The organism is Aeromonas sp. s11, from assembly GCF_040907945.1.
In the GTDB taxonomy this organism is placed as follows: domain Bacteria; phylum Pseudomonadota; class Gammaproteobacteria; order Enterobacterales; family Aeromonadaceae; genus Aeromonas; species Aeromonas veronii.
Window position 1 is genome coordinate 487,107 of record NZ_JBFOCU010000062.1, and the last position, 26,391, is coordinate 513,497.

Here is a 26,391-nt window from a genome sequence, read left to right on the forward strand (position 1 = left end):
CCCGCAGATGCGGGGCCTTCTCTTTATTGCGGCAGCGACAAGGGGATCAGGCGTAGGCGATGGCGCCCTTGCCGACCCCTTCATAGGCGACAATCTTGACGAACTTGTCGCCCACCATCTTCTTCACTTCGCGGGCGATGTAGCAGGCCAGCAGCTCAACCGTGGTGTCGGTGTCGATCATCTCCACCTCGGCGGTGGGAATGGCCAGCTGGAACAGCCCTTGCGGCGCCACATATTTGAAGCCGCAGTGATGCTCGCCAAGCTGGGCATTGGCGCGGGGGCTCAAAGCGAGCTCGGTCAGCGCCACCTTGTCCTCCTCGGTGCCAAGGTAGATATCGCCCCAGCGTTCGGCCCAGTTGAGCTCAAGCTCCTGGTCGCGCTCGCCATCGACGTGGATCTCGATGGGAGAGCGGTGGCCGTGGGCGATGCGCTGGCAGTTGCCATCGTGCTTTTTCAGGCCGTGGCTGTAGTGGTAGAAGGCGCCGGTGATCGCCTCCTGACGCAGAGTCAGGGAGAGATCCTTGATATTGCCCGGCAGCCGTTTGGCCAGTACCGCCAGCAGGTAGCGGGTCACCGACTCTTTATCAACTTGCGGAGCCGGGATAAAGGCAAAGCCCTGGGATGGACAGCGCAGATGGATGGAGCGACCCGGGCGCAGCAGATCCACTGTGCTTTCGTCACCATCCAGTGTCTCGACGTGGATCAGCGGGCACTCGGTCGGCACCAGCAGCTTGTGGTCCACCTCTTCATCGATGATCGACTTGATCAGCTTCTTTACCCGGCCAAAGTCCAGCAGCATGCTCATTTCGTTGAGCTCACCGCTCATTTCGATATCTACCAGCCAGCTCTCGCCCACCATGCCGCGGCGTTCGCACAGGTAGCTGGAGTCGATCACGGTCAAATCTCTTACAAATAACTTCATCAGTCAGGCCTTGCTACAGAGAAAGGGCAGTTTTGCGCTATTATGACCCGCGATTATCGGCAAAGGAACTGGAACCCCCCATGAACAAACTGCTTATCAAGAATGCCACCCTGGTCAACGAAGGCCGTATCTATGCCTCCGATGTGTTGATCGAGGGGGAACGGATTGCCCGCATCGCCCCGGATATCGAGGCGCCCGATGCGCTGGTTATCGATGCCGCAGGTCGCCATCTCATCCCCGGAATGATCGATGATCAGGTCCACTTCCGGGAGCCGGGATTGACCCACAAGGGGACTATCGCCAGCGAATCCCGCGCCGCCGTCGCCGGTGGCACCACCAGTTTCATGGAAATGCCCAACGTCAATCCCCAGACCACCACCCTCGACGCCCTCGAAGCCAAATACCAGATCGCCGCCAACTCCTCCGTCGCCAACTACAGCTTCTATCTGGGTGCCACCAACGACAACCTGGAAGAGATCAAGCGTCTCGATCCCAAGCAGTCCTGTGGGGTCAAGGTGTTTATGGGCTCCTCGACCGGCAACATGCTGGTGGACAATCAGGAGACCCTGGCGGCCATCTTCCGCGAGAGTCCGGTGATGATCGTCACCCACTGCGAAGACACTCCGACCATCGCCAAAGCCGAAGAGGCGGCGCGGGCCAAGTGGGGCGAGAATGTGCCGATGGGCGAGCACGGCCGCATTCGCAGCGACGAAGCGTGCTACAAATCCTCCAGCATGGCGGTGGCGCTGGCGAAAAAATACGGTGCCAAGCTGCATGTGCTGCATCTGACCTCGGCCAAGGAGCTGTCGCTCTTTACCGCCAGCCACGACCTGAGCGAGCTGAAGGACAAGAACATCACCGCCGAGGTGTGTGTGCACCACCTCTTCTTCAATGAAGCCGATTACGAGACCCAGGGCAGCCTGATCAAGTGCAACCCTGCGGTGAAGAGTGCCGCCGACCAGCAGGCACTGCTGGATGCGGTACGTAACGACGTGCTCGACATCATCGCCACCGACCACGCTCCCCACACCTGGGAAGAGAAGCAGAACAGCTACTTCAAGGCGCCGTCCGGTGTGCCGCTGGTGCAGCACTCTTTGCAGGCGCTGCTGGAGCTCTACCACAACGGCGTGTTTACCCTGGAGACTATCGTCAAGAAGACCTCCCATGCGGTGGCCGAGCGCTTCCAGGTGCAGGATCGCGGTTATATCCGCGAGGGGTATTTCGCCGATTTGGTGCTGCTGGATCTGGGCAAGCCCTATGTGGTCAACGATGACAACATCCTCTACCACTGTGGCTGGTCGCCCTTCAACGGCTACCGCTTCCACAGCACGGTGGAGATGACGTTGGTGAATGGCCAGATCGCCTGGCAAAACGGGCAGGTGACTGACCAGATCCTGGGCAAGCGGCTGACCTTTAACCGCTGATTGTTCGCAAAGCAGGCGAACGCACCGTGGCCGAGGAATTGGCGGCGTTTCCCTGTTGACAGGGCAGGGTCATCTCCATAAACTCTGCCCCCGTCAGCCGAGCTGACTCCGTCGGTGTGTAGCGCAGCCAGGTAGCGCATCTGCATGGGGTGTAGAGGGTCGGAGGTTCGAATCCTCTCACACCGACCAAATTCCCCGGTAAAGGCCTTGTCAAACGACAAGGCCTTTTCTTTTGCCTGCGATTTGCCGCACAGGCGCGAAGCCAGTGGTGATGCACGCTGGTCGCTGCTGGCGTGAGCAGATTGTGCAGCCACCGCGCTTTATGGTGTAGTAACGACTCTGTTGCTCATTTGCCTGGCGAGGCCTCTCGTGTCTGCATATGTATCTAAACCCTGTTGTCTGCTGATGCTCACCCTGCTGCTGGTGGGCTGCGCTACCCCTTACGAGAGTGAAAAGTCATTCTGGAACGGCCAGACCGGTTTCTCCCAGACCCGGCTTGGCCCGGACAAGTGGCAACTGGAGTTTGTCGGCAACGATCTGGTGGACAGGGAGACCGCCCGCAAATATGTGCTCAAGCGGGCAGGGGAGCTGGCACTGGCAGAGGGTTACTCCTGGCTCAAGGTCGATGAGCTGACCATTAACCGTGATGCCGTCAGAGTGACCCCATCACGGCCGATCTTCGGCTTTGACGAAGATGAACCTGATCTCTTTATGGCCCAGATGCAGGTGCAGCATACCATCTCGGCGCTGCTCACTTTTCGCCTGTTGCCACGGGCACTCGATGAGCGAACTCTGAATGCGAAATATCTCGCCGAAATTAAAATAAACAGTGATTAATATTGGTGGTTTGCAAGATTCATATCACATACACCTAATGGCAGGATAAAATTCTGGATAAAGCCTCTAGATTTACCCCCTGCTTTTAGGCATTCTCCCAGCATACCAGCCGCCAGGAATCAACGGCTCGGATCACAAAAACGGACTGTAGTGGCTCCCACGCCACTGTTTACGGCTTGCACCAATCAAAACCGGGACTCCCCCATGAAAATGAATAAACTGACGGTCGCCATCCTCATCTCCATGATGTTTGGCATCCTCACCGGCCAGGGCTATCGGATGTTTGCCGCAGATCAGGCTGCGGATTTCGCCAATAACATCACGATCCTGACCGATATCTTCCTGCGCCTGATCAAGATGATCATCGCTCCCCTGGTCTTCACTACCCTGGTGGTCGGTATCGCCAAGATGGGCGACACCCGCACCGTGGGGCGTATCGGTGCCAAGACCCTCGGCTGGTTCATGCTGGCCTCCCTGATGTCCCTGAGCCTGGGTCTGGTGATGGTGACCCTGATGCAGCCGGGTGTGGGTCTCTCGCTCTCCCTGCCCAATGATACCGCCAGCTCGGGCATTGCTGCCGGCGCCATTACCCTGAAAGATTTTGTGACCCACGCCATCCCCAAGAGTGTGGTCGAGGCGATGGCCACCAACGAGATCCTGCAGATCGTGGTTTTCTCCCTCTTCTTCGGTCTGGCTGCTGCTGCGCTCGGCGATCTGGCCAAGCCGGTAGTGGTGTTGATGGCCAGCGCCGCCGAGATCATGCTGAAAGTGACCGGCTACGTGATGAACTTTGCGCCATTCGCGGTGTTTGGCGCCATCGCCGCTATGGTGGCCAAAGAGGGGCTGGGTATTCTAGTTACCTACGGCAGCTTTATGGCCCAGTTCTATATTGCGCTGGCCTGTCTCTGGCTGCTGCTGATCGCCATGGGCAGCGTATTCCTGCGTGGTCGCGTCATCAAGCTGTTGGCGATGATCCGCGAGCCCATCCTGCTGGCCTTCTCGACCGCCAGCTCTGAAGCCGCCTATCCGAAGACCCTGGATCGTCTGGAGAAGTTCGGTTGTGACAAGCGCATCGCCAGCTTCGTGCTGCCGATGGGTTACTCCTTCAACCTCGATGGCTCCATGATGTACTGCACCTTCGCGGTGATGTTCATCGCTCAGGCGTATGGCATCGAGCTCTCTATGGCCCAGCAGATCACCATGCTGCTGCTGCTGATGGTCACCTCCAAGGGGATGGCCGGGGTACCGCGCGCCTCTCTGGTGGTGATTGCCGCCACCCTGAACCAGTTCCATATTCCGGAAGCGGGCATCTTGCTGCTGCTGGGGATCGACCACTTCCTCGACATGGGCCGCTCTGCCACCAACGTGCTGGGCAACGCCATCGCCGCCAGTGTGGTCGCCAAGACCGAAGACAGTCTGGGTGAAACCGTCGCGCTGGGCGAGAGTGAGCCAGCCAAGGCCTGATCACAACGCCATGAAAAATAAACAACAACGGCCCGCCAATGCGGGCCGTTGTTGTTTATGGCTCGTCTACACTGCTAGATAGTTTCCATCTGGAGTGTACGGTTATGAATATTGCTCGTCGACTTCAACTGATTGCCCTGTTGGTGATGCTGACGCTCATCTTTCTCAGTTGGTTCAGTATCAATCGTCTTGGGGCAGGCAACCGAGATTTGAGCTATGTGACGGATAATACGGTGCCCAGTATTTCGCTGATTAAGGAAGTACAGGCCGATTTCTATGAGCTGCATTCGCATGTACAGACTCATATCCTCAACACTGACAATAGCAAGATGCAGCAGATCGAAACGGACATCGCCGATAAGCGTAAACAGATCAGTTCGCTGCTGGAAAAATATAAAGCCGAGATGCTCTCCAATGATGAAGATCGGCGCCTGACCGATGATGATCAACGCATTATCGCGCAATATTATCAGGAGATAGACAAGGTGCTGCAGCTCTCCAGCCAAAACAAGAACGATGAAGCAAGAGACGAGCTGGCGACGGAGGCCTCTAGACTGTTTGAGCAGTTTGCCAAGGCAATCGAGCTTCACGTCAACTTCAATATGGATTTGGGACTGGCGATCAAGAAGCAGGGCCAGGAGAACTACGACAACAGCCTGCAAACCCTGTTGTTTATCGCCGGTGGTGCCACCGTACTGACGATGGGGCTGTTTGTCTGGTTGTTCAATCAGGTGGCCAATCCCCTTCGCACCGCCATGGATACCCTGACCCGGATCCAGCATGACCTCAACTTTACCCTGAGAGCGGATGTGAAACAGCAGGATGAGATTGGCCTGACCCTCAATGCGGTCAACCGGCTGCTCGATACGCTGCAGCAGACATTTACCGAATTTTCCGTCGGCAGCTTGCAGATCAAGAGCACTGCCGAATCTCTCTCTCAGGCAGCGCAACACCTGGCCAGCTCGGCCAGTCAGGCCAATGATGCTACCAGTCTGATTGCCGCCGGTGTGGAAGAGATGACGGTCAGCATCACCGATATCTCCCAGCGTACTCAGGAGACGAGTCGTATCACCAATGAGTCAGGGCAACTGGCGACCGAAGGGGGCCGGACCATCGAGCGCACCGTTCATGCCATCAACGAGATCGCCGACTCGATCCGGCAGGCCTCGGCCGAGGTCATTGCGCTGGGTGAGGGCATTTCGCGCATTGGCGGTGTGGTCAACGTGATCCGTGATGTGGCGGGGCAGACCAACTTGCTGGCCTTGAACGCGGCCATTGAAGCGGCGAGGGCCGGGGAGTCCGGCCGTGGCTTTGCGGTGGTGGCGGATGAGGTGCGCAAACTAGCCGAGCGCACAGCCCAATCCACCCAGGAGATCTCCGCCACCGTAGAGGCGATCCAGCAGGAGTCGAACAATACGGTCTCCCGCATGCATCTGGTGGAGGAGAAGGTGAGTCAAGGGGTCACCATGGCGACAGAAAGTGGCGCCATTATTGCCGAGATCCGCAGTGCGTCGCACCGGGTGATGGAGCAGGTGGGCGAGATCACCAATGCCATCCGCGAGCAGAGTTCGGCCGCCGAGTCGATCGCCCATCAGGTTGAGCAGATTGCTCAGGTCGTGCAGCAAACCAGCAGCACAGCGGAAGAGACCTCAGCCGCCGCCGAGGAGCTCAATGTCACCACCGAGAGCATCCACCAGCAGATATCCCGCTACCGCATTCAGTAACGCCGACGGTTGTTATCCATCTGCTATCCCCGCCAGCTGGCGGGGATTTTTTATATGGCTTGCTTAGAAGCCCGAACCGGGTTGCAGCAAAAATGCTGCCTCTTCCGGTGTGCTGGTGCGACCCAGAATGTCGTTGCGGTGGGGAAAGCGGCCAAAGCGTTCGATGATCACCTGATGACGACGGGCAAAGTCGGCAAAGCCCGCGAAGGTTGCTTGCGCCGGTGTGCAAGCCTGCTCGGCAGCCAGTGCCTCGAACAGGGCCACACTTCGGGCTTGTTGTTCGCGGGATTCGGCATGCTCCAGCGGCAGATAGAAGAAGACCCGCTCCAGTGGCGAGAGGGATTTGTCCGCCCCGATGGATAGCCCTTTCAGGCAGAGATCCCGGGCCAGCGGATCCCGGACAAAGGCGGTGGGGGTACCGCGATGGATATTGCGCGGCAACTGGTCGAGTAGCAGGATCAGCGCCAGTCTGCCGTGGGGCAGATCCGCCCAGTCGGCCAGCTCCCCGTTGGCGGCCGCCTCTGCCTGCATGCCAAAGCGCCGGGCCAGGAGGGCATCGGTCTCGCGACTTTTGCCCCACCAGAGCGGGGCTTGTCGTTTGGCACGCAGGGCGTCGTCGGCCGGGTCGCCAAACCAGAAATCGAGCAGAGGTTGCCAGGGCTGCATGGGGACTCCTTGCTGGTGTGTTGAGGAGGGCCAATAACAAATGGCTCCGGGGTGCTGCCGAAACGGTAGCTTCTCGTTACACTGTGCCATCTTTTGCCCGAAAGAAGTAACCCCAGATGGCGAGCGACGGTTGCCAGGCGCGGCTGATGATGGCCTGCCATCGCCATGAGGTGGCCCTGCTGACCCTGATGGTCATCAGACCGCACACCTCTCTCCCGGGGTTGTTCTCACTGATATAAGGAATCTCTGATATGGCCGGAACCAGTTTGTTGGCCCTGCTCGACGATATCGCCAGCGTGCTCGATGACGTGGCGCTGATGACCAAGATGGCGGCGAAGAAGACCGCCGGGGTGTTGGGGGACGATCTTGCCCTCAATGCGGAGCAGGTCTCCGGAGTGCGTGCCGAGCGGGAGCTGCCGGTGGTGTGGGCGGTGGCCAAGGGCTCATTTCGCAACAAGTTGATTCTGGTGCCCGCCGCCATCGCCATCAGTGCCCTGGTGCCCTGGCTCATCACCCCGCTCTTGATGCTGGGGGGCGCCTACCTCTGCTTTGAGGGGGCCGAGAAGCTGGCCCACAAGTTCCTGCCTCATGAAGTGAGCGAGGATGAGGCACACACAGCTCCTATTCCTGATGATCTGGTGGCGTTTGAGCAGCAGAAGGTGAAGGGAGCGATCCGCACCGATTTTATTCTGTCGGCCGAGATCATCGTCATCGCCCTTGGCACGGTACAGGGAGCAAGCCTCGCGCTGCAGCTCTCGGTAGTGGCGGGCATCGCCCTGCTGATGACCATCGGGGTCTACGGGTTGGTGGGGCTGATCGTCAAGCTCGATGACATCGGTCTGCATCTGCTGCAAAAGCCCGATGGCAGCGCCCTGCGCCGCGCGGTGGGGCAGGGACTGTTGGTGACGGCGCCCCGTCTGATGCACCTGCTGGCACTGGTCGGCACCATCGCCATGTTCATGGTGGGCGGCGGCATTCTGGTGCATGGCTGGCCCTTTGCCCATCACCTGATTGAAGGCGCAGCCGCTGTTGTCGCCACCCTGCCCACAGTAGGGGCCGTACTGGCGGCGGTGACGCCGACGCTGCTCAACGCCGTGGCCGGTGTGGTGGCGGGTCTGCTGCTGGTTGCCGTGATGACGCTGGTGAGCCGTCTTGCCCCGGCCAAGGTATAAGCGAGCTTGCGGGCCATTGTCTCTTTTTTCCTCTCTTCATTTTTTGGCCCTCGGGTTGCCCGGTCTCTGACTTGCTGCCCGCAGGTCTGTTGCGCCTCCCGATAAAGGCCTTTGCGAGAAGCTATGTATCAACAACAGTGGAATAACGACCATATCTACCCGGGCCTCGACAGCACCGAGCTGGAAGCGGACATGCGCGCAGCCCGCCACGCGCTGGAAGAGCTGGCCAGCTATATGGCGGGTCTGGACGGGGTGCGCGACGATGACGCAGCGCTGCTGGATTTCTTGCGGGAAGTGCGGCTGCGCGCCCGTGATATTCGCCATATCGGCTGGAACGTCGCCATTCTGGCCGCATGCCGCGGCAGTCAGGATGCGCGGGATCCGCAGGCCAAACAGCTGGCGTCCCGTGCCCGCGCCCTCAACGCCGATCTGTTCAAGATCCTGGCGCCGGTGGAAGATCTGATGCTGGCGTTGCCGGAAGAGAAATTCGCCGCGCTGATGGCGGATCCCCTGCTCGGTGAGGAGGCGTACCGCCTGCGCCATGAGCGTCGTTTGCAGGATCAGCGCTTGCCGGTGGCGGCGGAGCAGCTGGTGATTGGCCTGGGCACCGATGGTCTGCACGCCTGGGGCAACCTCTACAACGATCTGGTAGGCAAGATCCGGTTAACCATTGATGGCCGCGAGATGGGGCTGGCCGAGGCGAGCAATCTGCTCTCCAGTCCGGTGCGTGCGCTGCGTTTAGAAGCCTTTGATGCCATCAGCGCCGGTTGGGAAGGGGAGCAGGAGACGGTTGCCGCTATCCTCAATGCCCTTAACGGCTGGCGGCTGGAGCTGGCCCGTCAGCGCGGCAACCCCCGTTTGCTTGATGCGCTGGATCTCTCCTGCCATCAAAGTCATATCGAACGCGCCACCCTCGATGCCCTGATGAGCGAAACCTGGCGAGCCCGTGGGTTGGGCCAGCGGGCGCTGGAGCTGATGGCCGAGCGCCTTGGTCTCGACGATCTGGGGCCGGAGGATCTCTTTGCGCCGCCTCCGGCCGTCAGCAGCCGCGAGATCCCGTTCGAGGAGGCGATCGAGTTGATTGCCGATGCCTTTAGCCGTTTCGATCCCGAGATGGGGGCGTTTGCCCGCATGATGGCCGAAAAGGGGTGGATTGATGCGGCGCCCACGCCAAATCGCCGCACCGGTGCCTACTGCACCAAGTTTGCCGAACCGGTCGAGCCGCGGGTCTTCGTCACCTATGCCGGCACCATGGACAACGTCATTACGCTAGCCCATGAGCTGGGCCACGCCTGGCACAACTGGGTGATCCGCGATCTGCCGATGAGTCAGCGCAGCTACCCCATGACGCTGGCGGAGACCGCCTCCATCTTTGCCGAAACCCTGGTGCGCAGCGCCCTGTTCGAGCAGGCGCAAAGTCCGGAAGAGCAGCTGGCCATCGCCTGGGCGGAGGCCGATGGCGCAGCCACCTTCCTGGTCAATATTCCGGCCCGCTTCGATTTCGAGCGGGCGCTGGTGGCCGAGCGGGCGCAGGGTTATGTATCCGCAGAGCGACTCAAGGCGCTGACTGACAAGGCATGGGGGCGCTGGTATGAGGGGAGCCTGACCCGCTATCACCCCATGTTCTGGGCGGCCAAGGCGCACTTCTCCATCGCCGGGCTGGGCTTTTACAACTACCCCTATCTGTTTGGTTATCTGTTCAGCCTCGGGGTCTATCAGCAGTTGATGAGCCGCAAGGCGGCGGAGGAAGAGGGCGTGGCCGAGGCCTATCGCGCCTTGTTGCGCGATACCGGCCGGATGAGCGCCGAAGATCTGGTAGCCAAGCATCTGGGGCAGGATATCCGTGAGGCCGCCTTCTGGCAGGGGAGTCTGGCACAAGTAGCGCAGGCGGTTGAGCGCTTCGAGCAATTGCCTGCCTGATTGGGTCAGCGGTGATATGAACAACAGGCCCCCGGACAGTCTCGCTGTCCGGGAGCCTGTTTGTTATGCCTGCTCTTGCTACGGTTTGATGGGACCAACGAACAAAGGACGGGTCTGGTGAGTCAGGTCCGGCTGATAGCCGTTGAAGAAGAGGTTGAGCAGCACCGAACTGATGGTGGCCAGCAGGATACCGCTATGAAAAAGCGGTTGTAGCTGCGCCGGAAGCTGTTGGAAAAAATTCCCGGAGACCGTCGGGATCATGCCAATTCCGAGACTAATGGCGACGATATAGAGGTTGTGGCGATTAGTGTTGTAATCGGTGCGCGCCAGGATGCGAATGCCGGTGGCCAGTACCATACCGAACATCACGATACCGGCGCCCCCCAGCACGAAGGGCGGTATGGAGGCGACCAGCACCGACATCTTGGGGATGAGGCCAAAGGCGAGCAGGATCCCCCCCGACATCACGCAGACCCAGCGACTAGATACTCCGGTCACGCTCACCAGACCGATATTCTGGGAGAAGGAGGTGTGGGGGAAGCTGTTGAATATCCCACCAATAATGGTGCCGATGCCATCCACCCGCAGCCCGCGAACGATATCACCGCGCCTGGCCGGATGGCCGACGATGTCGCCAAGGGCCAGAAACATCCCCATCGACTCGATAAAGGTGATGAGCATGATCACCGTCAGGGTGGCGATGGAGATGGGATCGAAGGTAGGCCAGCCGAAGGCGAAGGGCACTATGGGGGCAAACCAGTCTGCTTCGCCGAGGCCATCGAGGCTCACTTCGCCCATGGCGATGGCCACCACGAAGCCAAAAATGATCCCGAGCAGCACCGAGATATTGCTGAAAAAGCCCTTGGTGAAGCGGGTCACCAGCAGGATAAAGACGAGCACCAGAAAGCTGGTGCCGATATAGCGCAGGCTGCCATATTCCGGATTACCCTTGCCCCCCGCCATCCAGTCGATCCCCACCTGCATGATGCTGATCCCGATGGAGGTGATAACCACCCCGGTGACGACGGTGGGGAAGAGCGGCATCAGCCGACCTATCAGCGGCACCAGCAGGGTCGAGATGATACCGGCGGCGATGGTGGCGCCGAAGATGCCCGTCAGCCCCAGATCCGGGTTGGCTCCGATGGCCAGCATGGGCATCACGGCGGCAAAGGTGACCGACATGATGACCGGCAGCCGGATCCCGGCAAAGCGGCCAATCCCGACACATTGCAGCAGGGTGACGATGCCGCAGCAGAAGAGATCCGAACTGATAAGGTAGGAGATTTGATCCTTGGGCAGCCCCAGACTGCCGCCAATCACCAATGGCACCGCCACGGCGCCGGCGTACATCACCAGCACATGTTGCAGGCCCAGGGTAAATAGTTGGCCCATGGGGAGCATGCGCTCCACTTCATCCACCGGGCGCTTGCGCGCACCCGGTCGGGGGGAGGGGGGATTGGTCTCGTTCATGAACAGATCACTCCTTGAAGCCCGCGCAACTGCTACAGGCAAGATAGTGAAAGCCGCAGCTTTCCCGGTCATTGATCTCGTGTATTGACAGAGGTGCCAGCTCCCTCTGCAGTAGTGAGAGGGATCCGGTGCAGCACGGGTCAGTGCACAAAACATGCACAACGCCACTCACGAGAGAAAACGTTTGGCGATAACGCCTTGTTTTTGCGGGATGAGTCACATACCGGTCAGATAAGTGTCCGGCTGCTGGCTGGGGAAGAAGGTGAGGGCATCTCAGATTGGTAAGGGGTTTATCATTATTGGTCTGGCGATCTCACTTTGATAGCCGGGCACCATAACGTTGCTCCCCTCTGCATGTGACGGCGCTCGCGGGCCGCAGGGCGCAATCGGGGGCGGGGGCGTGATCCAAAGCAAGAAAGTTGGATGTTTTGGTGGCGCACGGGGCCGCCGCTGGGGTAGTTTCGATAAAACCGACACAGATCCTGAGGTCTTATCCATGATCATCTATCTGCATGGCTTTGATGCCACCAGCCCAGGCAATCACGAGAAAGTGCTGCAGTTGCAGTTTATTGATGATGATGTGCGTTTCGTGCACTACAGCACGGTTCACCCCCGTCATGATATGAGCCATCTGCTCAAGGAAGTGAAAAAACAGCTCGATATGAGTACCGATCCCAAACCGCTGATCTGCGGCGTGGGTCTTGGTGGCTACTGGAGCGAGCGGATCGGCTTTCTGTGCGGCATTCGCCAGGTGATCTTCAACCCCAACCTCCATCCGGAAGAGAACATGCAGGGCAAGATCGACCGGCCGGAAGAATATGACGATATCGGTACCAAGTGTGTAACTGAATTTCGTAAGAAAAATTCAGGAAACTGCCTGTGTATCCTTTCCGTTCAGGATGAAGTGCGCGATAATCGGGACACTGAACGTGAATTGAAGAACTATTACGACATCGTGTGGGATGAGCGCGAGACTCATAAGTTCAAAAATATCTCGCATCATCTGCAGCGGATGAAGGCCTTCAAAGAAGCCTGATCCATCACGTCGACCGATTTCGTTTTAGGGAGCCAATGGCTCCCTTTCGTTTTGAGGAACCGAGGAAAATCATCATGATGAATATTGTCGTTGTAGGCGGCGGCGCCGGTGGCCTGGAGCTGGCCACCAGTCTGGGTCGCAAGCTTGGCAAGAAGAACAAGGCCAAGATCACTCTGGTCGATCGCAACCGCACCCACCTGTGGAAACCCCTGCTGCACGAAGTAGCCACCGGCTCCATGGACGCGGGCATCGATGCTCTGAGCTACCAGTCTCACGCCAAGAACCACGGTTTCGACTTCCAGCTCGGCACCCTGACCGACATCAAGCGTGACGATAAACGCATCGTGCTGGCCCCGATCCACGACGACAATGGCGACATCGTGGTCAACGAGCGCGAACTGCCCTACGACTATCTGGTGATGGCCATCGGTTCTGTCTCCAACGACTTCAACACCAAGGGCATCAAGGATAACTGTATTTTCCTCGATAGCCCCTCCCAGGCGCACCGTTTCCACAACAGCATGATGAACCGCTTCTTGCAGTTCGCCACCGAATATAAGCCGGGCGACAAGGTGAAGATTGCCATCGTCGGCGGCGGCGCAACCGGCGTTGAGCTCTCTGCCGAGCTCTACAATGCGGTCGAGCAGCTCTACGCCTACGGCTTCAAGAATCTGACCACCGACAGCCTGAAGGTGACCCTGGTGGAAGCGGGCCCCCGGATCCTGCCGGCCCTGCCGGAGCGCATCAGCGGCGCCGCCCATCAGGAGCTGGTCAAGCTGGGTGTGGACGTGCGTACCGCCACCATGATCACCGAAGCGACTGCCGAAGGTCTGCACACCAAGGATGGCGAGCTGATTGAAGCTGACCTGATGGTGTGGGCGGCCGGTATCAAGGCACCTGACTTTATGAAGGATATCGCGGGCCTTGAGACCAACCGCATCAACCAGCTGGTGGTGAAAGAGACCCTGCAGACTACCCGTGATGAGAACATCTTCGTTATCGGTGACTGCGCCGCCTGCCCGCAGCCGGATGGCAAGTTCGTGCCGCCGCGCGCCCAGTCTGCCCACCAGATGGCCAGCCAGGCGTTCAAGAACATTCTGGCCAAGATGAACGGCGGCGAGATGAAGCCCTACCTCTATCACGACCACGGTTCGCTGGTCTCCCTCAGCCGCTTCTCCACCGTGGGCAGCCTGATGGGCAACCTGATGCGCGGCTCCATGATGGTGGAGGGCTACATTGCCCGTCTGGTCTACATCTCCCTCTACCGGATGCACCAGATCGCCCTGCACGGCTACGTCAAGACCGGCCTCATCATGCTGGTGGGTCGCATCAACCGGGTACTGCGCCCGACCCTGAAGCTGCACTAAGCCGGGATTTGGCAACATGTTGAATACCAAAAGGAGAGGCGATGGCCTCTCCTTTTTTATGGGCGCAGATCAGGAAAGAGAGCGTTACTTGCCCAGATAGGCGCGGTCGAAGAAGGTATTGACCCAGTGGGGGCGGTAGATGGCCAGCACCGTCATCGCCATGCCGTTGAGCAGGGCTTCGGGGAACAGCAGCAGTGGCCAGATGGAGAGATAATCCGCCGTGATGGTGTGCCAGGGGTAGCTGTCGCTCAGCCCCATCAGCAATGCGCTGGCGGCCACCTTGACCGAGATGGTGATGGCGCCGCCGAGAAAGGCGGCAACGAAGATATAGACAAAGAGATGGCGCGGCAGCCAGGCCCAGCTGGCCAGAAACAGCAGCCAGCTGGTGGCTACCGGCAGGGCGATGCCAACCAGTGCCTGCCAGCCAAAATCGGCCAGATTGGTGACGCCGAAGTAACCGAGCACCAGCAGGGTCAGGCAGGGGGCGAGCAACGCCAGCCGCCAGCCAAGCAGCAGGGTGAGGGAGGTGAGCCCGAGAAAATGGACCTCCAGCCCCTCATGCAGACCGGCCCTTAGATACCAGAGCGGCACCAGCGCGATGGCACTACCCAGCAACAGGTGCTGATAGAGGGGGTTGTCATGGAGGGTCTGCCACAGAGAGCGGCGCAGGCTGAAGGCCAGCAGTAGCAGCCAGATCAGGAGGGCGGCGAGTTGTCCTTCACTCATCTTGTCGTCCATTCATGCAGTAGAGTCCGGGCGGCCTTCCCGACCGCCCATAGCAGAGCAGGCTGACGAGTCAGCCTGCTTTTACCATCAATATTTGACGTTGTTGTGGTACTTGCCGAGGATGCCCTTGACCCGTTCCATGGTCTCCTTGCTGGGGGGCTTGATCCCGCTCAGCTCGTACGGGTCACCCAGCACATCCCACTTGTGTTTGCCGAGCTCATGGTAGGGGAGCAGCTCCACCTTCTCCACGCTCTCGCCCAGCTCGGCGATAAACTGACCCAGCCCTTCGGCGCTCTCGTCGCCATCGCTCCAGGTCGGTACCACCACGTAGCGGATCCACATGGTCTTGCCTTTGGCTGCCAGATAGCGGGCAAACTCCAGAGTGTATCTGTTGCTGACGTGGGTCAGCGGAATGTGTTTCTCGTCATTGATCTGTTTGATGTCGAGCAGCACCAGATCGGTCTGGTCGAGCAGTTTGTCCACCTGTTCGTCGAGATGACGGACGAAGCCGTTGGTATCGAGACAGGTGTGGATCCCTTTCTCTTTGCAGGCGGTAAAGAGTTCGGTAATGAAAGCGGGTTGCAGCATGGCTTCACCGCCGGACGCTGTCACGCCACCGCCGGAGGCATTCATGAAGTGGCGATAGCTGGTGATGTCACTCATCAACTCCGGTACGGTCACTTCGCGGCCACCTTCGGTATCCCAGGTATCGCGGTTGTGGCAGTACTTGCAGCGCATCAGGCAGCCTTGCATGAATACGATAAAGCGTATTCCCGGGCCATCGACAGTGCCGCAGGTTTCGACGGAATGGATCCGGCCAACGGTGCCGTGAGCTCCGGCTGGCTGGCTGATTTCAACGGCTGGGATCCGATTAATGACAGACATAAACAACTCCAACGATTCGAGCAGGCCGTTATTTTATTACATAAACCCCTATTGATCCTACACCTTTAGTCCGGCGCCCGGCTGCCAAGCAGCTGCTCCAGCCCCTTGACGGTGAGCGGCCGACTGGTGAGAAACCCTTGATAATGCTGGCATCCCAGCGCTTTGAGGATGGTCAGCTGCGCTTCCTCTTCCACCCCTTCGGCGGTGACGGTAAAACGGAAGACCTGGGCCAGATCGAGTATCGCCTTGACGATGGCTCTGTCCTGTTCGCTGTGTACCAGGGTCTGAATGAAGCTTCTGTCCAGCTTCACCTCGTCGGCGGGCAGATCCCGCAGATAGGCCAGCGACGAGTAGCCGGTGCCGAAGTCGTCGATGGAGATGAGGATGCCGAGCTCCTTGAGCTGGCGCATTCTGGCGATACTCTCCTGCCGATTCTCCAAGACTACCGATTCGGTCACCTCCAGCAGCAGGCGGGAGGGGGGCACACCGGTATCGCGCAAGATGTACTCCACCTGTTGTACGAAGCCCTGGGTGTGGAACTGGCGGGCACTGACGTTGACCGACAGATGGGGGATCTGCAGGCCACGGTTGAGCCAGAAGCTGTATTGGGCACAGGCGGTCTTCATCACCCAGTAGCCGATCTCGAGGATCAGGCTGGTCTCTTCGGCGATGGGGATAAACTCCCCGGGTGGCACCATGGTGCCGTCGCTGCGCTGCCAGCGCAGCAGCGCCTCGATACCCGACAGTGAGCCATTGTCGACCCGGTATTGCGGTTGATAGTGGAGTTGCAGCTCGTGATGACGCAGGGCATCGCGCAGTTCATTGGTAAGGGTCAGCCGGTTCTTCTCATGCTGGGCCATCGCCTCGGTAAAGAAGACGTAGTGGCCCTGACCGGCGCGCTTGGCCATGTGGGTTGCGGTGTCGGCCTGTTGCATCAGGACCAGATGATCCGTCTCGTTGCCGGAGAAGAGGCTGATCCCCACCGAGGCGCTGCAGTGCAGTTTGTGATCGCCGATGTCGAACGGGGTGCGAAACAGCCCCATCAGCTCGCGGGCGAAGTGCTCTGCCAGAATTTTGGCGGTGACTTCCCCTTGTCCCAGCTGGGTAAAGAGCAGGGCAAACTCATCCCCCGAGATGCGCGCCTGCACCAGATTGTCCTGGGGCAGCTCCCTGAAACGTTGCACCACGGCCTGCAGCAGCAGATCGCCGCAGGCGTGACCAAGGGAGTCGTTGATCGACTTGAAGTTGTCGAGATCCACCAGCAGCAGGGCGCCCCACTGGCCGTTGGAGGCGCTCAGGGTCTGCTGCAAAATATGGTTGAGGCTGCGCCGGTTGTGCAGACCGCAGAGATCGTCGTAGTAGGCGAGCTGCTCGATGTGTCTGGCCGCCTCTTTTTCCTGGGTGATGTCGTAGAAGCTGCAGATAAAGTGGCTGAGCTCCCCCTGCTCATCCTTGACGCCGTTCACCATCAAGCGCACCGGAAAGAGGTGCCCATCCTTGTGCAGACAGCGCTCTTCACCGAGCCAGAACTCCTGCTCGTTGACGGTGCGGCTGACATCTTCCTTGAGATGATCCCCGTAGTAGGTGGGACGCAGCTTGCGAATGGAGTAACCGATCACCTCTACCTCGCCAAATCCGGTGATCCGGCTGAAGGAGTGGTTGACCTTGAGGATGATGCCGTTGTGATCCATCACGATCAGCCCATCGTGGGTATTAAAGGCTACCTCAGCCAGCCGCAGGGCATCGTCGGTGGCGAGGCGCTTGAGCTCGATAGCGGCCCGTTCGTGCTGGCTGCTCAACAGATCCAGCAGCTGTTCGGGCTCCTCAAGGGGGGTATCGAGCAGCAGGGTGATCTGGCCAATGGGGGCGCCGCTCTGGCCATGGAGCGGAATGCCGATGTAGGCGCTGGCATTGAGGGCCAGCAGCCGGGTCGCCTTGGGATAGCGCACGGGCAGATCTTCCACATAGATGGCCTGACCATGCTGGAACAGCTCCTGAGCGGGGCCGGGGTCGAGCTGGATGGGCTTGAGGGTGGAGCAGATCTCCTCGTTGATGACGCAGCGGGGGATGATCCAGAGATCCTGACCGCGGGGCTGGAACTCACCGATCCAGCCCACCCGGGCACCGCTGGCGCTCATGGCCCAGCTTACCAGCGTCTTGCAGTAGTCGATGCCGGTCTGCTGGTGCAGCTCGGGCAGGAGGGCCAGCTCGGCGCGGTGCTCTTCCGGTTGCGGCTGCCAGTGGCCGAGCAGCTGGGCGCTGCTGCGCACCAGTTGCAACATCTCCTCGCTAAGCGGGGTGGGATCGAGATACTCCAGACTCAGCACCCCGAACAGCCTGTCCTGCTCCAGCAGGGCACCATCGAGGCGTGAGCGCACACCGGCACTGGTCAGATAGAGGTGATTGCTCAGCATCGGCTGGTGGGCCGCTTCCGAGAAACTCAACGCTTTGCGGGTACGCAGGGCGCGGATATAGCGGCTGTCACCACGAATGGGGTAGAGCGCCTCGACCCCCAGGGTGAACACAGGGGTGAGTTGCTCGCTGCCGAGATCGCCGTTGGCCTGATAGTGCCAGAGGATGAGCCGATCGGCCCCCAAACTCTCTTTAAGGGCCTCGAGCAGGGGCGCATACTGTTGCTGGCTCGCCATCTGGCTGAGGCGCGGCAGTTGCAATGCCAGATCGGCGATGGGCTCCTGACGAAGGTTCTGCAGACAGATGAGCCAGAAGCCATCCTGCTCGTGGGCGAGGGCGATGTGCCAGAGCTGGCTAGCAAAGCGTACGGTGATCTTGCCGCCATGGCCGTTGGCCAGCAGTTGTTCGATGGGCAGGCGCAGGGCATCGGGTAGCTGGGCAGGCCAGGGGGCACGCGGTTCGTCGAGCCAGTAGAGCGGGGTTTGCATCACGTCGGTCAGGGCGACCAGCCGTTGACTGCGCAGGTCCAGACGGAAAAAGAGCGGCGTCTGGAGGGCAGGAGGAAGATGACTGAGTGCGGTAGACGACATGAACAAACAACATCCTGTTAAGCAACCGTCGGGGTTGCAAGAATACTGCAAAATGGTGTGAAACAAAATTTCATTGAATTCTAAATTAGAAAAGTCTAATTTATTGCCCATTATCATGTATGAGGAGTCTTGCAGATGAAACGGATCCTGATTATCGGTGGTGTCGCGGGGGGCGCATCGGCGGCGGCTCGCGCTCGTCGTTTGAGTGAAGAGGCAGAGATCGTGATGTTCGAGCGGGGCGAGTTTGTCAGCTTCGCCAACTGCGGTCTGCCCTATCACATCGGGGGCGATATCCCCGACCGGGATGCCTTGCTGCTGCAGACTCCCCAGAGTTTCAAGCGCCGTTTCAACGTCGATGTGCGGGTCTTCCACGATGTGATTGAGATCGACAAGGCGGGCAAGACCTTGCTGGTGCGCAACCTGCAAACCGGTGAAGAGCAGCGCGAGCATTACGATGTGCTGCTGCTGAGCCCGGGGGCTGCGCCGATCCGTCCTCCCTTCCCCGGTATCGACAGCCCCCATGTCTATACCCTGCGCAACATCCCGGACATGGATCGCATTCTGGCGGCCCTGCATCACGATCAGCCGCGCCACGTCACTGTGGTGGGCGGCGGCTTTATCGGGCTGGAGATGATGGAGGCGCTACACCAGCGCAAGCTGGATGTCACCCTGCTGGAGCTGGCCGATCAGGTGATGGCACCGGTGGACAAGGAGATGGCCAACATGCTCCATGCCCGCATCCGGGAAGAGGGGATCGACCTTCGCCTGCGCACCGGCCTCACCGCCATCGAGAGTCTGGTTCTGCCTGCCGAGAAGACCTCCGTCGTGCCGACCGCCAAAAGCGGTGGCCTGCGCCTGACCCTCAATGACGGTTCCCATCTTGATACCGGTCTCTTGATCCTCGCCATCGGCGTCAAGCCGGAAACCCTGCTCGCCGCCAAAGCAGGGCTGGAGCTGGGCCCACGGGGCGGCATCAAGGTCGATGCCGGGATGCGTACCTCGGATCCCTTCATCTACGCGGTGGGGGATGCGGTGGAAGAGATAGACTTCGTCACCGGCGAATCTGTGCTGATCCCGCTGGCGGGCCCGGCCAACCGGCAGGGGCGCATCGCCGCCGACAACATGCTGGGCCGAAGCGAAACCTACAAGAAGACGCAAGGGACCGCCATCTGCAAGCTGTTCGATCTGGCGGTGGCCAGCACGGGGCTGAACGAGAAGCGACTGGTGCAACTGGGATTGCCGTTCGAGAAGGTTTATGTCCACCCGGGCAGCCACGCCGGTTACTACCCCGGCGCCCATCCGGTCAGCCTCAAGCTGCTGTTTGCCCCGGATGGCAAGATTTATGGCGCCCAGGCCATCGGCAAGGATGGCATCGACAAGCGCATCGATGTGCTGGCGGTGGCCCAGCGTGCCGGTCTCACCGTGTTTGACCTGCAGGATCTGGAGCTCACCTATGCGCCGCCCTTTGGATCAGCCAAGGATGTGATCAACATGGCGGGCTTCGTGGCAAGCAACCATCTGAAAGGGGACACCCTGCTCTGCCACGTGGCCGAGGTGCAGGCTCGTAACCCCCATCAGCTGGTGGTGGATGTACGCAATGGCCCGGAGCTCGACAAGCTGGGCCGCATTCCGGGGGCGCTGCATATCCCCCTCGACGAGTTGCGTGGTCGCCTCCATGAGTTGCCCAAAGAGAAAGAGCTGCTGATCAGCTGTCAGGTCGGGCTGCGCGGCCATGTCGCCTGCCGCTTGCTGAGCCAGCACGGCTTCAAGGTGAAAAACCTCTCCGGCGGCTTCAAAACCTGGCAGATGGCCACCGCCGAGTAACCGTTTTATTTCTGTGCCTGTTTGCCCCTCTCCCTTGTGCGTGCAAGATGAGGGGCTTTTTGTTTCTGCTTTTCGCCCTCCTTGCATTCCCTAATTGCAGCAATATTTCGACACACTTTATTTCCTGTGCCGGACAAAATTAACGTTTTGTTCAGGGGATGGGTGCTATAACCCCTGCCTCGTTCATGATGAACCGTGTAGTAGGGAGAGTGACATGCTGGATATGCTGATGGCCATTTGGCATCAGGATTTTGACGCCCTGGTTCAGATGCAGGCGGTACCCCTGCTGATCAGTTGCCTGATGCTGGTACTGCTGCTGGAGTCCGCATTCGTCTTCCTGCCCCTGCCGGGGGACAGCCTGGTACTGCTGGCCGGTGGGTTGGTTGGCATGGGGGTGTTTGGCCCCGAAGTGACTCTTGTCTATCTGCCGTTGGCTGCAGGCATAGGTTCCGTGCTCGCCTACTGGCAGGGACGGGCCCTACAGCGCACCCGCTTTATGGATCATATCGAACGGATGTTGCCTCCCGACAGCCTGCCCAAGGCGACCCGGCTGCTGAAAAAGTACGGTTTTCTGGCGATGTTCTCCTCCCGTTTTATCCCGTTCGTGCGGGTACTGACCCCCATGCTGATGGGGATTGGCCGCCTGAGCGTGCTGCGGATGTGCGTGGCCAGCTTTGCCAGTGCATTTATGTGGGCGCTCTGCCTCAGTTTGGTGGGCAAACTGGCGATGAATACCCCCTTCTTCCTCCACCACAGCGAACTGTTGACCCGGGCCCTGCTGATTACCTCGCTGGTGCTGTTTCTGGCGGCCGTCATGGCCATCCTGTTTCGCTGGTTCAAAGGTGGAGCAAAAAACGAGACCAGCCACGACTAGATGACAACCCTTGCCGCACTGGAGCGGTGGGCAAGGGGGTTCTCGTGCAGCAGGGGGGCGGAATTGTGCCCATTCGGGTAATGAGCTTTGTGTCGGGTGAGCAGGATGCCTTATCCTGTTTCCAGCCACGCTGCGTTTGCAGCGCTCCAACTCGGGATGGAACCTATGCGCCTCTTCGACTCTCCCTCTGCTTCTCACCGCTCTACCGCTGAAACCGGCGCTCTGCGCCGCCGCTGGTCAACCCTGCTGCTTTGCGGGGTAGTCGGTTTGCTGTCTGGCTGCGGCCCTGACAAGCCCACCAGCCAAGTACCGACCACAGAATCCACTGCGCAGCAGGAGGCCGGGGCGCCAACTTCTGTAGTGCAGGCCAATGCCCGCCAATATCGCGATGCCCCGGCGCTGGCGCTGGTCTTCTCCGGCCCCCTGTCGCCCAAGGCCAATTGGCAGAGCTGGCTCGGGGTCAGTGAGGGGGGCAAGCAGGTGCAGGGGGAGTGGATCCTCGCCGACGATGGTCGCACCCTCTATTTCCCGAACGTTCAGCCCGACAAGATCTATGAAGTGAGCCTCAAGGCGGGGCTGGGCCCATCCCCCCAGAGCTGGACCCTCAAGACCCGCCCGCTGGAGGCGGGAGCCTCCTTTACCGCCAGCGGCATGGTATTGCCGCTGCGTCAGGAACTTCGCTTGCCCATCAGCGCGGTCAACGTGGATGAGGTCAATATCGATTTCTTTCGGGTCGATGCGGAATATCTGCCCCGTTTTCTGGCGGAATATCGCCCCGGTGCCGGCATGGGGAACTGGGAGCTTGAGCAGATCACCAAGCGGGCCAAGCGGGTATTCAGCGGCCGCTATGCGCTGGAGCTTGATGCCAACCGGCGCGAGACCCGCCTCATCAATGTGGAGGAGCCGCAGTTGGCGGAGGCTGGCGTCTACTTTGCGGTGATGTCGCCCCTTGGCAACTACGACTGGCGCAAGGAGACCACCTATTTCGCGGTGAGCGACATGGGGCTCAGTGCCCGTCGTTACCGCGATCAGCTGGAGGTGTTCGTGAGCTCCCTGGCCAGCGCCGACCCGCTCAAGGATGTGCAGCTCTCCCTGCTCGATGAGAAGGGCAACCGGTTGCAGGTGCAAACCACTGATCCGCAGGGCCATCGCCGCTTTGATCAGGTGCAGGGGGCTCGCTTGCTGCTGGCCGAACAGGGCAACCATCTGGCGGTGCTGCGCCTCGATGGGGCTGCGCTCGATCTCTCCACCTTCGATCTCGGCACCCAGCCTTGGCAGGCCCAACAGCTCTATCTGTTCAGCGGGCGCGATCTCTATCGCCCCGGCGAGCGGCTCGACAGCGAGATCCTGCTCAAGGGGCAGGATGGCCAGCTGCTGCCCGGCATGGCGGTGGAGCTGGAGGTGAAGCAGCCGGACGGTCAATTGCTCGAACAGAAACGGCTGCTACCTGATAGCCTTGGCGCCGCCCACTACGGCCTGCGTCTGCCGGACGATGCGCCGCTCGGGCGCTGGACCATCAACCTCAAGACCGCCGCCGGCAGCCGCTTCGAGTGGCCTTTCCTGGTGGAGGAGTTTTTGCCGGAACGGCTGAAACTGCAGCTTGGCAAGGGGCCGGATGGTGAAGTGACGGATCTGGGTGCCTCCCTCACCCTGCCGCTGCAAGGGGACTATCTCTACGGTGCACCGGCGAGCGCCACCAAGGCGAAGGCGGAGGTAAAGATCAGCCGCGCCACCATGCCCTTTACCCAGTGGCAGGAGTTCACGCTGGGTGACGTGCTGCTTGCCGAGCAGGCCAAGGATCTCGAGCCTCTCAATCTCACCCTCGATGCGCAGGGGCAGGGGACTTTTTCGTTAGCTGATGAGCTCGATGGGGTGCGCGGTCTCGGGCCGTTGGAGGTGGCCTATCGGGTGTCGCTCTCCGAGCCCGGTGGCCGCGCCGTCAATCGCAGCCGCACCCAGTATGGCTGGCCCGCAGGCAGCCAGTGGCCGGCCCTCAAGGCCGATTTCGTGGCGGATCGGGTGGAAGGGGGCAAGCCGCTCCCCTTCCAGATCCTCAACCTCGATGACAAGGGCCAGCCGGTGGCGGGGGCGGTGAAGGTGCGTCTTATCAACGAGTACCGCGACTACTACTGGCACTACGCCGATGGCGAGGGGTGGAAGTACGAGTTCAACAGCCAGCCCTATCTGGAGCAGGAGCAAACCCTGCAGCTGGATGGCAAGGGGCCGACCCCGCTCACGCTGCAACTCGCCGCGGGCTGGTATCGATTGGAGGTGGAGAACAGTCAGGGCCATCAATCGAGCCTGCGGGTGGAGATCGGCAGCTACGCCTGGGGCGGCGGTGGCGAGCAGGCGCGGCCCGACAAGATTGCCATCACCCTCGACAAGCGCGCCTATCAGGCGGGCGACAAGGCCAAAGTGACGCTGGTGGCCCCGCGCCCCGGCAAGGGGTTGCTTATGGTGGAAGATGGCGACGGCCTGCGCTGGTGGCAGCGTATCGAGCTCAAGGGGGCCGGTGGCGATGCCAAGGATGCCCGCGGCGAGTTCGAGATCCCGGTCAGCCCCGAGTGGCAGCGTCATGATCTGCACATTTCGGCCCAGATCGCCGCACCAGACAGCGCCTCCAAACCGGTCAGCAGCCAGAAGGGGCAGAGCCTGCGCTCGGTCGGTCTGGTGCCGCTCACCCTGGATCGGGAAGCGCGCCGTCTGCCGCTTACCCTGAGCGCGCCGGACAAAGCCGTGCCGCTTACCCGGCTGGAAGTGACCGCAACCTCCACCCCCAATAGCCAAGGCCGTGTGGTACTGGCGGCGGTGGATCGGGGCGTGCTCAATATCAGCGATTATCAGCCGCTCGATCCGTTCGAGATCTTCTTTGGTCGCAAGCGCTTCGCCCAAGATTTGTTCGACAACTACGGCCAGGTGATCCCGCCGCAGGATGGCAAGCTGGCCCGCCTCAACTACGGGGGCGATCGGGCGCCGCTGAAAAAGGGTGGCGCGCTGGAGAGCCGGGTCGAGATAGCCGCACTGTGGAGCGGCGAGGTGAGTTTTGACCAGCAGGGTAAAGCGGTGATCCCGCTCGACTTGACCAACTTCAACGGCGAACTGGCGCTGATGGCGCTGGCCTGGAACGAACAGCAAGTGGGTGAGGCCGAGCGCGCCGTCAAGGTGGTGGCGCCCTTGGTGGCCGAGATTGGCTGGCCGCGCTTTGGCGCCAGAGGGGATGAGACCCGGGCGCTGGTGCAGCTGCGCAACATGAGCGGCGAGGATCAGACCCTATCCCTTGCCTGGACCCTCAATGGCGGGCTCAAGGCAAATGGCGAGCTGCCCGGCACTCTGTCCCTTAAAAATGGCGAAGAGCAGTGGCTGACCCTGCCGCTCACCGTGACCGGGGCAAGCGGCGTGGCAAGCTTGCAGTTGGCGGCCAGTGGCAAGGATTTTGCCATCAGCCGCGACTGGACTTTGCCGCTGCGATCACCCTGGCCTGCCGAGACTCGCCAGCGTTATCAGATGCTGGCCCCCGGCCAACAGATGAGCTTTGCGCCAGCTGAGCTGGCCGGTCTGGATCGCGCCAACCTGCAGGGGCTGCTCAGCCTCTCCGGCACTCCCCCCTGGGATCCGGCAGCCCAGTGGCAGGCGCTGGCCGATTACCCCTACGCCTGTCTGGAGCAGACCTTGTCCCGTGCCTGGCCCTATCTGCTGACCACGGCAGATGAGCGCATCGCTTGGAGCAAACCCGCAGAGGGCAAGAAAGCAGCGAGCGAGGCGGATGTGCAACGCGCCCTGCTACAGCGGCTGCAGCGGTTGCAACTGCCAAGCGGTGGCTTTGGCCTGTGGGATGGTCGCTCCGACGAGGAGCAGTGGCTCACCGCCTATGCCGCTGACTATCTGCTGGCGCGCAAGGAGGCAGGCGATGCAGTGCCGGAGGCCATGCTCAATCAGGCTTTGAACCGGCTGCAAAGCTATCTCACCGACAGTCAGTATGGTGAGCGCTGGAGCAGTGCCCCCGAGCACAGCCGGTTGGCCTATCAGGCTTACAGCGCCTATGTGCTGGCCCGGGTGGGCAAGGCGCCGCTCGCTACCCTGCGACTTATCTGGGAGCAGCAGGCCGATCACGCTCGCTCCGGTTTGCCGCTTTTGCACCTCTCGCTGGCGCTCTCGGCCATGGGGGATGAGCAGAACGCCGCCAAGGCCCTCAGCCGGGCATTGGCGACCGAGCGCGGGGATGACTATCTGGGTGATTACGGCTCACCGCTGCGCGATGAAGCCCTTGAGCTCTCCTTGCTGCGTCAGCACAAGCTGGCTGCGGAGCGCTGGCCTGATCTCAGCGCCAAGGTGGCCGACACCCTGGCTCACCGTGAGTGGCTCAGCACCCAAGAGCGGCTTGCCCTGTTGCGACTCGCCCGCTTCGATCCGGCTGTCGACTGGCAGGCCAGGGTAACTTCCTCTCTTGGCAGTGGATCCCTGAGCGGTTCGGCTCCGCTACAGCAGGGTGCCCCCGAGGCACTGGCGGCGAGCACCGTCACCAACGAGGGCAAGGGATCCCTCTATGTGCAGCGCACTCTGGTCGGCTACCCCGAACAGGCGCCAGCACGGATTAGCAAGGGGATGAGTGTGACCCGCAGCTGGTTCAACAGCGACGGTCAGCGTTTTGACCCGGCCAAAGTGAAGGTGGGCGATCTGGTGGTGGTGCGGCTCAACGTCAGTAGCGAATCGGCGGTGCCCGATGCCCTGCTGGTGGAGATGGTGCCCGCTGGCTTCGAGCTGGAGAACCCGGCCCTTGGCAACAGCATCAAGCTGGAAGAGCTCTCCATTGAGGGGAAACCGGCGTGGCAGAGCGAGTGGAACGACTATCTCAAGCATCAGGAGTTTCGCGATGACCGCTACACGGCGGCGCTGGATCTGAGCGAGGGGAGCAACCAGCAACTGGTCTACCTGATGCGGGCGGTGACGCCGGGTCGCTATCAGGTGCCGCCGACCCAGGTGGAGGATATGTACCGCCCCGAGCTGCGGGCTGTGGGTGAGGATATCCATGAGGTGATCATCTCTGAGTAACATTCCCTCCCTTGAGCGGGTTCGCCCGC

Annotated in this window: 17 protein-coding genes and 1 tRNA gene; 12 read left to right on the top strand and 6 right to left on the bottom strand. The window is 60.6% G+C overall.

The annotated features are described in order from the left end of the window. Positions 1 to 46: 46 nt before the first annotated feature. Positions 47 to 922, bottom strand: a complete 876-nt coding sequence (locus AB5Y84_RS20815) for a 6-carboxytetrahydropterin synthase (RefSeq protein WP_042053203.1) — start codon at positions 920 to 922, stop codon at positions 47 to 49. A gap of 80 nt (positions 923 to 1,002) precedes the next feature. Here AB5Y84_RS20815 and AB5Y84_RS20820 point away from each other — a divergent pair, with 80 nt between their 5' ends. The 5 genes from AB5Y84_RS20820 (at position 1,003) to AB5Y84_RS20840 (ending at position 6,371) form a co-directional block, all read left to right on the top strand. Continuing rightward, on the top strand, positions 1,003 to 2,346 hold the full coding sequence (locus AB5Y84_RS20820) for a dihydroorotase (protein WP_005334027.1): 1,344 nt from the start codon (positions 1,003 to 1,005) through the stop codon (positions 2,344 to 2,346). A gap of 112 nt (positions 2,347 to 2,458) precedes the next feature. After that, positions 2,459 to 2,535 (top strand) — tRNA-Pro (locus AB5Y84_RS20825). 180 nt (positions 2,536 to 2,715) lie between these two features. After that, the gene (locus tag AB5Y84_RS20830) at positions 2,716 to 3,183 is read left to right on the top strand and encodes a hypothetical protein (RefSeq protein ID WP_368177636.1); all 468 of its coding nucleotides are present in this window, start codon (positions 2,716 to 2,718) and stop codon (positions 3,181 to 3,183) included. Between the two features lie 204 nt (positions 3,184 to 3,387). Then, positions 3,388 to 4,647, top strand: a complete 1,260-nt coding sequence (locus AB5Y84_RS20835) for a dicarboxylate/amino acid:cation symporter (RefSeq protein WP_005334018.1) — start codon at positions 3,388 to 3,390, stop codon at positions 4,645 to 4,647. 104 nt (positions 4,648 to 4,751) lie between these two features. Continuing rightward, on the top strand, positions 4,752 to 6,371 hold the full coding sequence (locus AB5Y84_RS20840) for a methyl-accepting chemotaxis protein (RefSeq protein ID WP_181497202.1): 1,620 nt from the start codon (positions 4,752 to 4,754) through the stop codon (positions 6,369 to 6,371). A gap of 63 nt (positions 6,372 to 6,434) precedes the next feature. Here AB5Y84_RS20840 and AB5Y84_RS20845 read toward each other — a convergent pair whose 3' ends face one another. Next, positions 6,435 to 7,037, bottom strand: coding sequence for a DUF924 family protein (locus AB5Y84_RS20845; protein ID WP_181497203.1), 603 nt, complete (start codon positions 7,035 to 7,037; stop codon positions 6,435 to 6,437). 251 nt (positions 7,038 to 7,288) lie between these two features. Here AB5Y84_RS20845 and AB5Y84_RS20850 point away from each other — a divergent pair, with 251 nt between their 5' ends. Then, positions 7,289 to 8,209, top strand: coding sequence for a DUF808 domain-containing protein (locus AB5Y84_RS20850; protein WP_181497204.1), 921 nt, complete (start codon positions 7,289 to 7,291; stop codon positions 8,207 to 8,209). Between the two features lie 123 nt (positions 8,210 to 8,332). Next, complete coding sequence (locus tag AB5Y84_RS20855; protein WP_368177637.1) at positions 8,333 to 10,129, top strand: M3 family oligoendopeptidase; 1,797 nt, start codon at positions 8,333 to 8,335, stop codon at positions 10,127 to 10,129. 78 nt (positions 10,130 to 10,207) lie between these two features. Here the strand turns inward: AB5Y84_RS20855 and AB5Y84_RS20860 are convergent, their stop codons facing one another. Then, the gene (locus tag AB5Y84_RS20860; protein WP_368177638.1) at positions 10,208 to 11,599 is read right to left on the bottom strand and encodes a nucleobase:cation symporter-2 family protein; all 1,392 of its coding nucleotides are present in this window, start codon (positions 11,597 to 11,599) and stop codon (positions 10,208 to 10,210) included. Positions 11,600 to 12,095: 496 nt separating this feature from the next. Between AB5Y84_RS20860 and ycfP the strand changes: the two genes are divergently transcribed. After that, a complete protein-coding gene (gene ycfP, locus AB5Y84_RS20865) occupies positions 12,096 to 12,635 on the top strand; it encodes an alpha/beta hydrolase YcfP (RefSeq protein WP_005334000.1) in 540 nt (179 codons plus the stop codon). Between the two features lie 74 nt (positions 12,636 to 12,709). Next, positions 12,710 to 14,002 carry an NAD(P)/FAD-dependent oxidoreductase gene (locus tag AB5Y84_RS20870; protein ID WP_021230998.1) on the top strand — a complete coding sequence of 431 codons (1,293 nt, stop codon included), beginning with the start codon at positions 12,710 to 12,712 and terminating at the stop codon, positions 14,000 to 14,002. Between the two features lie 84 nt (positions 14,003 to 14,086). Here AB5Y84_RS20870 and AB5Y84_RS20875 read toward each other — a convergent pair whose 3' ends face one another. From AB5Y84_RS20875 to AB5Y84_RS20885, 3 genes are all read right to left on the bottom strand, one after another. Next, positions 14,087 to 14,728, bottom strand: coding sequence for an energy-coupling factor ABC transporter permease (locus AB5Y84_RS20875; protein ID WP_257724890.1), 642 nt, complete (start codon positions 14,726 to 14,728; stop codon positions 14,087 to 14,089). Positions 14,729 to 14,815: 87 nt separating this feature from the next. Beyond that, complete coding sequence (pflA, locus tag AB5Y84_RS20880; protein WP_257724889.1) at positions 14,816 to 15,613, bottom strand: pyruvate formate lyase 1-activating protein; 798 nt, start codon at positions 15,611 to 15,613, stop codon at positions 14,816 to 14,818. A 65-nt stretch (positions 15,614 to 15,678) separates the two neighbouring features. Next, entirely contained in the window at positions 15,679 to 18,615 is a 2,937-nt protein-coding gene (locus tag AB5Y84_RS20885) for an EAL domain-containing protein (RefSeq protein ID WP_368177639.1), read from the bottom strand. 135 nt (positions 18,616 to 18,750) lie between these two features. Between AB5Y84_RS20885 and AB5Y84_RS20890 the strand changes: the two genes are divergently transcribed. From AB5Y84_RS20890 to AB5Y84_RS20900, 3 genes are all read left to right on the top strand, one after another. Then, positions 18,751 to 20,439 carry an FAD-dependent oxidoreductase gene (locus tag AB5Y84_RS20890; RefSeq protein WP_257724887.1) on the top strand — a complete coding sequence of 563 codons (1,689 nt, stop codon included), beginning with the start codon at positions 18,751 to 18,753 and terminating at the stop codon, positions 20,437 to 20,439. A 214-nt stretch (positions 20,440 to 20,653) separates the two neighbouring features. Beyond that, the gene (locus tag AB5Y84_RS20895) at positions 20,654 to 21,313 is read left to right on the top strand and encodes a DedA family protein (RefSeq protein ID WP_005353037.1); all 660 of its coding nucleotides are present in this window, start codon (positions 20,654 to 20,656) and stop codon (positions 21,311 to 21,313) included. Between the two features lie 165 nt (positions 21,314 to 21,478). Then, positions 21,479 to 26,362: an alpha-2-macroglobulin gene (locus AB5Y84_RS20900; protein ID WP_257724886.1), complete on the top strand. Its 4,884-nt coding sequence runs from the start codon at positions 21,479 to 21,481 to the stop codon at positions 26,360 to 26,362. Positions 26,363 to 26,391 lie beyond the last annotated feature (29 nt).

Bases quoted from the DNA above. Each gene is read 5' to 3' on its own strand.
- AB5Y84_RS20815 (WP_042053203.1), bottom strand. From the start codon at position 922: ATGAAGTTATTTGTAAGAGATTTGACCGTGATCGACTCCAGCTACCTG.
- AB5Y84_RS20820 (WP_005334027.1), top strand. From the start codon at position 1,003: ATGAACAAACTGCTTATCAAGAATGCCACCCTGGTCAACGAAGGCCGT.
- AB5Y84_RS20835 (WP_005334018.1), top strand. From the start codon at position 3,388: ATGAAAATGAATAAACTGACGGTCGCCATCCTCATCTCCATGATGTTT.
- AB5Y84_RS20840 (WP_181497202.1), top strand. From the start codon at position 4,752: ATGAATATTGCTCGTCGACTTCAACTGATTGCCCTGTTGGTGATGCTG.
- AB5Y84_RS20845 (WP_181497203.1), bottom strand. From the start codon at position 7,037: ATGCAGCCCTGGCAACCTCTGCTCGATTTCTGGTTTGGCGACCCGGCC.
- AB5Y84_RS20850 (WP_181497204.1), top strand. From the start codon at position 7,289: ATGGCCGGAACCAGTTTGTTGGCCCTGCTCGACGATATCGCCAGCGTG.
- AB5Y84_RS20855 (WP_368177637.1), top strand. From the start codon at position 8,333: ATGTATCAACAACAGTGGAATAACGACCATATCTACCCGGGCCTCGAC.
- AB5Y84_RS20860 (WP_368177638.1), bottom strand. From the start codon at position 11,599: ATGAACGAGACCAATCCCCCCTCCCCCCGACCGGGTGCGCGCAAGCGC.
- ycfP (WP_005334000.1), top strand. From the start codon at position 12,096: ATGATCATCTATCTGCATGGCTTTGATGCCACCAGCCCAGGCAATCAC.
- AB5Y84_RS20870 (WP_021230998.1), top strand. From the start codon at position 12,710: ATGATGAATATTGTCGTTGTAGGCGGCGGCGCCGGTGGCCTGGAGCTG.
- AB5Y84_RS20875 (WP_257724890.1), bottom strand. From the start codon at position 14,728: ATGAGTGAAGGACAACTCGCCGCCCTCCTGATCTGGCTGCTACTGCTG.
- pflA (WP_257724889.1), bottom strand. From the start codon at position 15,613: ATGTCTGTCATTAATCGGATCCCAGCCGTTGAAATCAGCCAGCCAGCC.
- AB5Y84_RS20885 (WP_368177639.1), bottom strand. From the start codon at position 18,615: ATGTCGTCTACCGCACTCAGTCATCTTCCTCCTGCCCTCCAGACGCCG.
- AB5Y84_RS20890 (WP_257724887.1), top strand. From the start codon at position 18,751: ATGAAACGGATCCTGATTATCGGTGGTGTCGCGGGGGGCGCATCGGCG.
- AB5Y84_RS20895 (WP_005353037.1), top strand. From the start codon at position 20,654: ATGCTGGATATGCTGATGGCCATTTGGCATCAGGATTTTGACGCCCTG.
- AB5Y84_RS20900 (WP_257724886.1), top strand. From the start codon at position 21,479: ATGCGCCTCTTCGACTCTCCCTCTGCTTCTCACCGCTCTACCGCTGAA.